The following is an 11,508-nucleotide window of genomic DNA, read 5'->3' as shown; positions in this document are numbered from 1 at the left end:
CGCAACCACAGGTCGCTCGCTCACGATACCCCGCAGCCCACGTCAGCAGTCGAACGACTGACCCCGATCATTCCTTGGATGGGCGGGCTGCCTGCCGTCGCCAACATACCCGTCGCCCCGGCCGCTATTCCGCGTCCGGCTGATTTTCCGGCGCCGCGTCGCGGAAAGCGGGCAAGGCAAGGCAGGCGCTTTCCGCCTCCAGGATGCGCGGCCAGGCCAGTTCCACCCCGAAGCGCCGCGCGTTGTAGAGCTGCGGCACAAGATAGATGTCCGCCAACGTGGGCCGATCGCCGAAACAATAGGGACCAGGCTGCGACGCGATCAGCGCCTCGAATGCATCAAGTCCCTCGCGGATCACCCCTGCCGCCCAGCCCGTCACCTGATCCTGCGGCAGGCCGTGCTGCTTGAGCCGCTTAAGCACCTTGAGATTCTGGACCGGATGCACGTCACAGGCGATCAGCTGCGCTGCCGCGCGAACCCGGGCGCGGGCGAGCGGATCGGCCGGCAGCAGCGGCGGCTCGGGAAAACGCTCGTCCAGGTAGTCGCAGATCGCCAGGCTCTGCGTCAGCGCCGCGCCATCGATCTCCAGCGCCGGCACTAATCCTTGCGGGTTCAGCGCCAGATAGTCGGGTGCGCTTTGCTCGCCCCGGCGAAGGTGATGAAAAATGTTGCGGTAGGCCAATCCCTTGAGATTGAGCGCGATCCGCACCCGGTAGGAAGCGCTCGAACGATAATAGCCATGCAGGATGATGTCGGTCATGCTTCCCTCTATCGCAGTCCAGCGTCCTGCCGTCGACGCCCGAACGCCATTCTCCCGTTCCAACCGGCTGAAACGGGCCAGGGCAGCGAATTTGCAAATTATTTCGTGTCCTTCAATCGGCGTGGAACTTTCTACGCGGTGGGCGTTTCCATCGGCTGATGCCCGTTCGGGCAAGGGGGGTCGTTTTTCACCGCTCCGTCGTGAGTGGCGCAAGGCGCCGATACGGAGATGACAGGTGACAAGGGCGAATGGCGCGCAGGCGGCGCAAATCCTGAGACAGCGTGATGCGAGCCAGCGGCCGATCGGCCTGCGCCCCACGCGGCCCTCTGTCAGTGACGCGATCCGCCTGACAAGCGATGAAGGAAGAGTCCAGCCTTGAATGCCCAATCCTTGAGCGTCCGCCTTTGGTCGATTGCGGGCCTGGCGCTCGGCCTCCTCTTCTTTCTGCTGAGCGGCGTCACGGCCTATCGCAACATTGCGGCGCTGGGCGCCAGCAACGAGGCGATCCGCCACACCCATATGGTGCTGATCGCGCTCGATGATCTTCTGTCGGCCACCCAGGACGCCGAAGCGGGTCAGCGCGGCTATCTGCTGACTGGAGCGGACAATTATCTCGAACCCTATCGCAGCGCCACGGCGGCGGTCGGCGAGAAGTTCGATACGGTGCTGAACCTCACCCGCGACAATGCGGCCCAGCAGGCCAATCTGGTGCTATTGCGCCGCCATATCGACGCCAAGCTGGCGGAGCTGCGCCAGACGATCGACTTGCGCCGTGCCGAGGGTTTCAACGCTGCGCTCGCCATCGTGGCGACGGATCGCGGCAAGATGGAAATGGACGCCATCCGCGCCCAGATCGCCACCATGGCGCAGGAGGAAGGACGGCTGCGGCAGCTGCGGATCGAGGAGATGAACGCCGCCTCGCGCAACGCGGTGATGAGCGCGATCGTCTCGGCGCTGCTCGGCGCCATTCTTACCGTCGCCATCTTCATCCTGCTGCGCCGCGCCCATCGCGCGCGGGCGCGGCAGGTCTGGTTGCAGGCGGGACAGGTGGGCCTTGCCGACGCCATGCGCGGCGACAAGTCAGTGGAGGACGTGTCGCAGGCGATCCTCGGCTTTTTCGCCTCCTACCTCGGCGCGCGCGCCGGCGCTGTGTTCAAGGGCGAGCAGGGCCATTTCCACCGCACCGCGACGCTCGGCGTCCCCGACGATGCCGATGTTCCCGCGTCCTTCGCGCTGGGCCAGGGGCTGCTGGGGCAGGTCGCTGCCGAGGGGCGCTCCACCCTGCTGCACGACATACCCGACGGCTACCTCAGCATCGGGTCGGCGCTGGGCCGGGACAAGCCCCGCCACTTGCTGATCCTGCCGGCCAAGGCGGACGAGGTGGTGAACGCCGTGCTGGAACTCGGCTTCTTCGATCCTGTCAGCCCGCTGCACCTGGACCTGCTCGACCAGTCGGCCGCTGCGATCGGCATCGCTCTCCGCTCGGCGCGCTTTCGGATGCGGCTTCAGGACGCGCTGGAGGAAACCCGGCGGCAGGCTGGCGAACTCCAGGCGCAGAGCGAAGAGCTGCGGGTTTCCAACGAGGAGTTGGAGGAGCAGGGCCGCGCGCTCAAGGAATCGCAGGTTCGGCTGGAGCAGCAGCAGGTCGAGCTGGAACAGACCAACAGCCAGCTCGAAGAGCAGGCGCAGACGCTCGAAGCGCAGCGGGACAATCTCGAACAGGCGAGCGCGGCGCTGGAGCAGAAGGCGCGCGAGCTGGAACAGGCGAGCCAGTATAAGTCAGATTTCCTCGCCAACATGTCGCATGAATTGCGCACCCCGCTCAATTCGCTGCTGATCCTGTCCAAGCTGCTGGGCGACAATCCCGAAGGCACGCTGACCGCCGATCAGGTCAAATATGCGCGCACGATCGAATCCTCGGGCAACGACCTTCTCACCCTCATCAACGACATCCTCGACCTGTCGAAGATCGAGGCCGGGCATGTCACCATCCAGCCGGAACCTGTGTCGGTGCAGCGGCTCGCCGGCGACCTCCGCCAGCTGTTCCAGCCGGTCGCCGACGAACGCGGCCTCACGTTCGAAATCAATGTCGCCGGGGACGTCCCCGCCAAGTTCGAATCCGACCGTCTGCGGCTGGAGCAGATCCTCAAGAATCTTCTGTCCAACGCCTTCAAATTCACCGAGCGCGGCCGGGTGCGCCTTGCCCTGTCGCGGCAGGGCGCGGATCACCTGGCGCTCGACGTGTCGGACACCGGCATCGGCATTTCGCCCGAGCAGCAGGAAAGCATCTTCGCCGCCTTCCATCAGGCGGATGGCACGATCAGCCGACGCTATGGCGGCACCGGCCTTGGCCTCTCCATCTCGCGCGAGTTGGCGCGCCTGCTCGGCGGGCGGATCACCCTTGCCAGCGAACCGGGCAAGGGCAGCCGATTCACGCTGGTCGTGCCGATCGCCTATGACGCCGCCGCCGTCCCGCCAGCGCAAGCGCCGCAGCCTTCGTCGCTCCCCTCATCCACGCCGGCCGCACCTTCGCAGAGCATATCCGCAGACTGGCCTGCCGACGATGACCGCGATTCGCTCGCCGAGGGCCGCCGCCTGCTGCTGGTGATCGAGGATGACCAGGTCTTCGCCTCGATCGTGCGCGACCTGTCGCGCGACCTGGGGTTCCAGTGCATCATCGCCGGCACGGCCGAGGAAGCGATCCAGCTCGCCCGCAGCTTCAAACCCAGCGCCGTCGTGCTCGACCTCGGGCTGCCCGACCAGTCGGGCCTCACCGTGCTCGATCGCCTCAAGCATGACGATGACACGCGCCATATCCCCATTCATGTCGTATCCGCCGCTGACCATAGCCAGACCGCGCTGGCGCTTGGGGCGATCGGCTATCTGACCAAGCCCGTGCGGCGCGAACAGCTCGCCGATGTGCTGGAAAGCCTCCAGGCGAAGCTCGAAACCCGGATGCGCCGCGTGCTCATCGTAGAGGATGATGCCGTTCAGCGCGACGCCATCGGCCGGCTGCTCCAGTCCGCCGATGTCGAAACGGTGGGCGTCGGGACGGCGGCCGAATGCCTGGAGCAGCTGCGCCAGCACAGCTATGACTGTATGGTGCTCGACCTGTCGCTGCCCGACGCCTCGGGCTACAGCTTGCTCGAAACGCTGAGCGAAGAGGGCGATCACGGTTTCCCGCCGGTCATCGTCTACACGGGCCGCGACCTGTCGAGCGCCGACGAGCAGCGCCTGCGCCGCTATTCCAGCTCGATCATCATAAAGGGCGCGAAGTCGCCCGAGCGGCTGCTCGACGAAGTATCGCTCTTCCTGCACCGGGTCGTGTCCGAACTGCCGACCGAGCAGCGCAAGCTGATCGAGAAGGCGCGGCACCGCGACGCCGCTCTCGAGGGCCGGCGCATCCTGATTGTCGAGGATGATGTGCGGAACGTCTACTCGCTGACCAGCGTGCTCGAACCGCGCGGCGCGATTGTCCAGATCGCGCGCAACGGGCAGGAGGCGATCGAGGCGCTGGATGCGTCCGCCGCCGATCCCGCCAAGCGGATCGACCTCGTCCTCATGGACGTGATGATGCCGGTGATGGACGGGCTGACCGCCACCCGCGCGATCCGCGACGATCCGCGCTGGCAGTCGCTCTCCATCGTGATGCTAACCGCCAAGGCGATGCCCGACGACCAGCAACGCTGCCTGGAGGCGGGCGCGAACGACTATATGGCCAAGCCCATCGACGTCGACAAATTGCTGTCGCTCGTCCGCGTGTGGATGCCGCGCTGAGCCATGGATCAGCTGACTGCGCCCGTCGAGGATATCGAGATCGAATTGCTGCTGGAGGCGATCTACCGGCGCTACCACTACGACTTCCGCCATTACGCGCGCGCCTCGATCAAGCGGCGCCTGCTTCAGGCGCGCGGGCAACTGGGTTTCGAGAGCATCTCCGCGATGCAGGAGAGACTGCTCCACGATCCGGCGATGCTGCCCCGGCTGCTCAACTATCTCACGGTGCAGGTGAGCGAGATGTTCCGCGACCCTTTCTATTTCCGCGCCTTGCGGGAAAAGGTGATCCCGCATCTCAAAACCTATCCCTCGCTCAAGGTCTGGGTGGCGGGGTGCAGCCATGGCGAGGAGCTATATTCGCTCGCCATCCTGTTTCGCGAAGAGGGGCTGGACAGCCGCACCATCTTCTACGCAACCGACATCAACCCTGAGGCGCTGAAAGCCGCGGAGGCGGGTGTCTATCCGCTCGCCGACATTCGCAAATTCACCGAGAATCACCAGAAGTCGGGCGCACGCAGTTCGCTGTCCGACTATTACACCGCCGATTATGGCCGCGCCCTGTTCGACAAGAGCTTGCGCGCGCAGGTGGTCTTTTCCGACCATAGTTTCGTGACCGACGCGGTCTTCGCCGAGGTTCACCTCATATCCTGCCGCAACGTGCTCATCTATTTCGACCGGGCGTTGCAGGACCGGGCGCTCGGCCTGTTCCGGGACTCGCTGACGCGCAAGGGCTTTCTGGGGCTCGGCTCGAAGGAAAGCCTGCGCTTTTCGAGCCATGGCGACGCCTTCGCCGATTTCGTGCGCGAAGAGAAAATCTACCAGAGGCGCGAGCCATGACCGCGGGCGGGATAGAGGCGGTGGCGATCGGCGCGTCGGCGGGCGCGGTGCAGGCGTTGCTGCATGTCCTGCCGCCCTTGCCCCGGGATTTCGCGCTCCCCATCCTGATCGTCGTCCATGTCCCGCCCGATCGCGGCAATGCGCTCGTCACCCTGTTCCAGGATCGCTGCCGGCTGCCCGTCAAGGAAGCCGACGACAAGGAGCCGGTCGCCGGCGGCACCATTTATTTCGCCCCGTCCGACTATCATCTGCTGGTCGAGGCCGGGCGTACCGTGGCCCTTTCCTGGGACGAGCCGGTGAACCATAGCCGTCCCGCAATCGATGTCCTGTTCGAATCCGCCGCAGACGCCTATGGCCCCGCTCTCGCCGCGATCGTCCTGACCGGCGCCAATCAGGATGGGGCGGCGGGATTGCGCGCCGTCGCCGAGGCGGGCGGCATCGCCATCGTGCAGGATCCCGCTACGGCCGAAATGCCTGCAATGCCAGCGGCAGCGCTCGCCACCTGTCCGGCTGCGCGAACGATGACGCTCGACGCCATTTCCTCCTACCTCCTGGAACTACCGGCCCGATGACGCGCGACGCCCCTCCCATCGAGTTCCTCCTGGTCGACGATCTCGACGAAAATCTGCTCGCGCTCGAAGCGCTGCTGCGGCGCGACGGGCTGCATTGCCTGAAAGCGCGCTCGGGTGAGGAGGCGCTCGAACTTCTGCTGGTCCATGACGTCGCGCTGGCGCTGCTCGACGTGCAGATGCCCGGCATGGACGGGTTCGGACTGGCCGAATTCATGCGCGGCCATGCGCGTGCGCGGCATATCCCGATCATCTTCCTCACCGCCGGCAGCGCCGACCGCCAGCGGCGCTTCCGCGGCTATGAAGCCGGCGCCGTCGATTTCATCCAGAAGCCGATCGACGCCGACATACTGCGCTCCAAGACCAACGTCTTCTTTGACCTTTACGAACAGCGCCGCGAGATCGTCGCGCAGCGCGACGAGCTGGCGAGCCTGGCACAGGAATTGGCAGGCGCGCACCAGCGCAAGAACGAGTTCCTCGCCATATTGGGGCATGAACTGCGCAACCCGATCATGGCGCTGGGCGCTGGCCTGCACCTGCTCGAACGCCGCGAGGGGACCGAGGCGGCGCGCGACGTCCGGCAGCGGATGGACCGCCATGTCCACCATCTCTCGCGCCTCGTGGAGGATCTGCTCGACATCGCCCGCATCGACCAGGGCAAGATTTCGCTGCGGCGGGAAAAGATCGTGCTTCAGGATGCTCTCACCTTCGCTGTGGAGGCGAGCCAGCCGACGATCGACGCCGGCGGCCACGCACTGACGATCGACATGCCGCAGGAGCCGGTCTGGATCGAGGCGGACCATAGCCGTATCGCTCAGGTGGTCAGCAACCTCCTCAACAACGCCGCCAAATATACGCCGCATGGCGGCGCCGTGCACCTGTCGCTGCGCGTGGCAGGGGACTGTGCTGAGATCGAGGTTGCCGATAGCGGCATCGGCATCCCGCCCGACATGCAGGAGCGGATTTTCGATCTGTTCGCGCAGGTGCGCCCCGGCGCCGGCCCCTCTCAGGACGGTCTCGGCATCGGCCTCGCTCTGGTGAAGCAGCTGGTGGCGCTGCACGGCGGCGACATCCGCCTCAAATCCAGCGATCCCGCCGAAGGCAGCGTTTTCGCTGTCACCTTGCCGCTGCCTGTCGAAGGCGGACCACCCGCGTGACAGGCCCGCCGATCCGTCCCGGTTGCGGCCTCACGACGAGCAAGGTGCGCCCGCCGCGCAGCAATTGCCGGTAGGGCACCAACTGTTCCGGGAAGCGCGCCGCTTCGTTCCGGTATCGATCATAATGGGTAATGATGGCGATGTCGGCGCGGCACCCCGCCAGCCGTTCCGGCGCGACATTGCCCACATCCACGATCGCCTTACCCGACCGCTCCTTGCCGATCTGCTGATATTTCGGCTTCGACCCCAATATTTGCCGGACATTGACGCAGCCGGCATAGCCGAGCGGGAAGAGCACCGCCCCCGGCCGGTCGAGCAGGTCGAACGACGCATCCTCGATCAACAGCGACGCTTGCGGCGGCACATGCTGGCGCACCCAATGGCTGGCGATCTGGCGTGTGTCATGCGCTCGCATCGTCGTCCGCAGCGCCGTCGCGTGCAGCATGGGAAACAGCAGCAGTGCGAGCGCGGCGACCAGCGTTACCGTTCGCCACGCCGGCCGCAGCCACCCGATCGCCGCATCCAGCCCGACCGCGACCGCCAGTGCGATCCAAGGGAGCACGGGCACGGTCCAGCGCTCCCAGATCAGCGCCTGCGCGGCAATGCCGAGCAGGAACAGCAGAGCGCCCGGCAGCCCGGCGAACGCAAGCATGCGAGCGCGCAGCGGCATGAGGAGCAGGCCGATCGCGGCCAGTGTCGTTCCCGCGATGCCAAAGCCGGAGAGCAGCACATGGCGCCCGTACCAGAGCATATTCTGCGCGAAGCCGCCACCTGTCGATCCCGGATGGACCGGCCGCGCCTCGCCACTGAGATCGCGCATTACGGTGGCATGATCGAGCAGCAGATAGGGAGAGGCGACCAGCAATGCGATCAGTGCGACTACAGGCACGATCGGCAGCAGCAACAAACTCCGCCGCCATCCTGCCTCCCGCCATCGCAGCAGCACCGCGCCCCCGCCATTGATCGCGAACAGCATCGCAGGCCATTTGGTCGCGCCACCCAGCCCGACGACCAAGCCCGCCAGCACGAGGTCGCGCGCCGCGCCGGTGCGCGCGGCACGTATCGCATGGAGGCTGCTCCACAGCATGAACAGGCTGGCAAGCATGTCGGTGCGGATGACCTGCGACAACTCGACGTGGAGTCCATTACAGCCGAGCAGCGCCGCCGCGATCAGGCCCACTCTCGGCCCCGCAGCCTCGCGCCCGATCCGCCACGTCAGCCAAATGCAGCCGACCCCCGACAGGAGGATGAACAGCCGCATCGGCAGGATAACGATTGACGGATCGGCATAGACGGCCGACGCGAAGCCCGCCGCGCCGGGCCATTGGTCAAGCAGCGTGCCGACCCACCCGACCGCTGCTATGATAAGCGCCAGCGCATAGAAGAGAATGGTGGCGGGATGACCGAACCATTCGGGATTCAACCGGCGCTCGCGCAGCATGTCGAGCGCGTTCATCACGAACAGCGGCTCGTCGGGATCGTTGAGCGCCGGCAGGCCGAAGTCGATGTGCCACAATCGCAGTCCAACCGACAGAATTAGGATAGCGAGCAGCACCGGCTTTTCGTATTCCCCCGTGCGCGCGGGCTTTCCTGGACGGAATAAGCGGGCTAGCTCCGTCTGCATGCAAGACACCTGTTCCGGGAGGATTAATGCGTACTGTGATTTTGGCCGGCGGCCTTGGCAGCCGGCTCGGTGAGGAAACGGCGGTCCGACCCAAGCCTATGGTCGAGATCGGCGGAATGCCGATCCTGTGGCATATCATGAAAATCTATTCGGCTGCCGGCCTCAACGACTTTGTGATCTGTCTCGGCTACAAGGGCTATCTCATCAAGGAATATTTCGCCAACTATTTCCTCCACACCGCTGACGTGACCATCGACCTGCGCAGCGGCAACGGCATGGAAATCCACCACACACGCAGCGAACCTTGGCGCATCACTCTGGTGGAGACGGGCGCATCGACCATGACCGGTGGCCGCCTCGCCGCAATCCGCCCCTATCTCGACCCGGCCGAACCCTTCTGCTTCACCTATGGCGACGGGGTCGCGGACATTGACGTGGCTGATCTGGTGCGCTTCCATCGATCCCATGGACGACGCGCGACAATAACCTCCGTCACGCCGCCCGGCCGTTTCGGCTCGCTGGAGTTTGACGGCGACCAGGTCGTGGCCTTCAAGGAAAAGCCGGCCGGCGATGGCGGGCAGATCAATGGCGGCTTCTTCGTCGCCGATGCAAGCGTGCTCGATCTCGTCGAGGGGCCGGAGACCGTGTGGGAAGCCGGCCCGCTGGAGGCGCTGGCCGCCAGTGGCGACCTCATGGGCTATCGCCATGACGGCTTCTGGCATCCGATGGACACGCTGCGCGACAAGATGCACCTCGATCAGCTCTGGCAGTCGGGAGCCGCGCCGTGGAAGCGCTGGTGAGCCCCGCCTGGGCGGGTCGCCGGGTCTTGGTCACGGGCGACAGCGGCTTCAAGGGAAGCTGGCTGGCATTGTGGCTCCACGCCATGGGCGCGAAAGTGACCGGCTTTTCGCTCCCACCGCCGAGCAACCCCAGCCTGTTTGACACAGCGCGCCTCGGCGAACTGATCGACCATGTCGAGGGCGACGTGCGCGATCCCGCCGCCGTGCGCGCGGTGGTCGAGCGCGCGCAGCCCGAGGCGATCTTCCATCTCGCCGCGCAGCCGCTCGTCCGCCTGTCCTATGAACAACCGATCGAAACCTACGCTGCCAATGTGATGGGCACCGTCCATCTGCTCGAAGCCGCGCGGCAGGTCGGCGGAGTCGCCGGCATCGTCTGCGTGACCAGCGACAAATGCTATGAAAACCGCGAATGGGACTGGCCCTATCGGGAAAATGACCCAATGGGCGGGCATGATCCCTACAGCAGCAGCAAGGGCTGCGCCGAACTGGTCGTGTCGGCCTGGCGGCGTTCCTATTTCCAGGATAGCGGCCCGGCGCTCGCCTCAGTGCGCGCCGGCAATGTCATCGGCGGCGGCGACTGGGCCGCCGATCGCCTCGTCCCCGATCTGGTCCGTGCGTTCGAGGCGAGCATTCCGCCGCTCATCCGCTCGCCCGGATCGGTCCGTCCCTGGCAGCATGTGCTGGAGGCGCTGGGCGGCTATCTGATGATCGCCGAGCGGCTGCTCGCGGGCGAGCGCCGCTTCGCCGACGCCTGGAATTTCGGTCCGGCGGATGAGGATGCCCGTCCGGTCAGCTGGATCGTCGATCGAATGCGCGCCGCCTGGAGCGACGACGCCGCGCCGCCGACCCTTGACGAAGGGCCGCGCCCGCACGAAGCGGGGCTGCTGCGGCTCGATTGTTCGCGCGCCCGCTCGGCGCTCGGCTGGCAGCCGGCGCTGCGGCTCGCGCAGACGATCGACTGGATCGTCGACTGGCACAAGCGCGTCGGCGCGGGCGAGGATGCGCGCGCCGTGACGCTGGAGCAGATCGCGGCCTATAGCGCGCTCGCGAGACGCGCCTCGGTTCAGCTTCCCGCCTGAGCCAGCGTCAATATATTGCCGAGGCGCAGCCCGATCGCGCGCCTCGGCAAAGGCACCCATTCGGGCAGCGATACGCCCGCCGCCTGCGCAGCCTGCCGTGCGAGAAAGGCGATCGGGAAATGGTTGGTGCTCGGGGTGACATCGACCTTGCCGAAGCCGGCGTGGACCAGCAACTGCTCGATCGTCTTGGGATTGTAGAGCAAAGGATGCTGAAGGCAGAAAGGCGGCCAGCGACGGCCGAGCGCGCGGCGCAGCAGCGATGCCTCATTATGGGTGACAATCAGTAGCCGCCCGTCGGGTTTCAGCTTCGCTGCGACCGTCTTGAGCATCGCCAGCGGATCGAGCAGATGGTCTAGTACATGGATCATCACCGCCAATGACACGCTCCGGTCAGGCACAGGCGACAGATCGGTCATGTCGGTCAGGATCGTCGAGGGCCGGTCGCCGGCCGCCGCGCGCAGGGACTCATGCACCGCCCGGTTAGGCTCGAACAACCAGAAATGCTCGAACCCGCCATGCTCGACCGCCTGTCCCACCAAATGGCCGACGTCCGGCCCGATCTCCAGATAGTCGCCCGTCGGGAGATTCTGGTTAGCGGCCGCCGCGAAGTAGCCGCGCTGGGTGTCCGATATCGCGGTTTCGGTAACCAGCTCCATATTGGGCGGCATATTGCTGTACAGATCAGCGAGCTGGCTGTCATCGAAGAAGACAGGATTATAGAGCAGCGCGCATTGCGCGCAGCGCTTGTAGGGAAAAAAATGCTTTTCCTTTTGCAGGCCGTACCAATAGGGGCGCAGCTGCTCGATCGTCTTGGCTTCCACATTGTCGGCGCAGGCGACTTCGGTCGTTCCGGCCCGCGACCCGCAGGACGGGCAAGCACGATCACGCAGCGCCGGTAACGTCAT

Annotated in this window: 9 protein-coding genes; 6 read left to right on the top strand and 3 right to left on the bottom strand. The window is 65.7% G+C overall.

The features are described from left to right. Positions 1-124 precede the first annotated feature (124 nt). Positions 125-760, bottom strand: coding sequence for a maleylacetoacetate isomerase (gene maiA / locus V2B31_RS03380; RefSeq protein ID WP_328275273.1), 636 nt, complete (start codon positions 758-760; stop codon positions 125-127). A 390-nt stretch (positions 761-1,150) separates the two neighbouring features. On the opposite strand from maiA, the gene V2B31_RS03375 reads away from it, so the two are divergent. The 4 genes from V2B31_RS03375 to V2B31_RS03360 are packed head-to-tail and all read left to right on the top strand — an operon-like array spanning position 1,151 to position 7,100. Continuing rightward, entirely contained in the window at positions 1,151-4,537 is a 3,387-nt protein-coding gene (locus tag V2B31_RS03375) for a response regulator (protein ID WP_328275271.1), read from the top strand. Positions 4,538-4,540: 3 nt separating this feature from the next. Beyond that, positions 4,541-5,374: a CheR family methyltransferase gene (locus V2B31_RS03370; RefSeq protein WP_328275270.1), complete on the top strand. Its 834-nt coding sequence runs from the start codon at positions 4,541-4,543 to the stop codon at positions 5,372-5,374. Further along, positions 5,371-5,946 (top strand): chemotaxis protein CheB, encoded by a 576-nt coding sequence (locus V2B31_RS03365; RefSeq protein WP_328275268.1) that lies wholly within the window; start codon positions 5,371-5,373, stop codon positions 5,944-5,946. The genes V2B31_RS03370 and V2B31_RS03365 overlap by 4 nt, the downstream gene beginning before the upstream one ends. Beyond that, positions 5,943-7,100, top strand: a complete 1,158-nt coding sequence (locus V2B31_RS03360) for a hybrid sensor histidine kinase/response regulator (RefSeq protein WP_328275266.1) — start codon at positions 5,943-5,945, stop codon at positions 7,098-7,100. The genes V2B31_RS03365 and V2B31_RS03360 overlap by 4 nt, the downstream gene beginning before the upstream one ends. Here V2B31_RS03360 and V2B31_RS03355 read toward each other — a convergent pair. Continuing rightward, positions 7,060-8,616: an ArnT family glycosyltransferase gene (locus V2B31_RS03355; RefSeq protein WP_328275264.1), complete on the bottom strand. Its 1,557-nt coding sequence runs from the start codon at positions 8,614-8,616 to the stop codon at positions 7,060-7,062. The genes V2B31_RS03360 and V2B31_RS03355 overlap by 41 nt on opposite strands. Before the next feature lie 134 nt (positions 8,617-8,750). On the opposite strand from V2B31_RS03355, the gene rfbF reads away from it, so the two are divergent. Together rfbF and rfbG are read left to right on the top strand one after the other, a co-directional pair. Next, the gene (gene rfbF / locus V2B31_RS03350) at positions 8,751-9,524 is read left to right on the top strand and encodes a glucose-1-phosphate cytidylyltransferase (protein WP_328275262.1); all 774 of its coding nucleotides are present in this window, start codon (positions 8,751-8,753) and stop codon (positions 9,522-9,524) included. Then, positions 9,509-10,603, top strand: coding sequence for a CDP-glucose 4,6-dehydratase (rfbG, locus tag V2B31_RS03345; RefSeq protein ID WP_328275260.1), 1,095 nt, complete (start codon positions 9,509-9,511; stop codon positions 10,601-10,603). Before rfbF ends, rfbG begins: the two co-directional genes overlap by 16 nt. On the opposite strand, the gene V2B31_RS03340 is transcribed toward rfbG, so the two are convergent. Next, entirely contained in the window at positions 10,588-11,508 is a 921-nt protein-coding gene (locus tag V2B31_RS03340; RefSeq protein WP_328275258.1) for a class I SAM-dependent methyltransferase, read from the bottom strand. The two genes, rfbG and V2B31_RS03340, sit on opposite strands and share 16 nt — an antisense overlap.

Origin of the sequence: Sphingobium sp., assembly GCF_036170395.1 — a bacterium.
Lineage (GTDB): Bacteria > Pseudomonadota > Alphaproteobacteria > Sphingomonadales > Sphingomonadaceae > Sphingobium.
The sequence above is the reverse complement of the archived record's forward strand: the minus strand, read 5'-3'. Positions and strand labels throughout refer to the sequence as shown.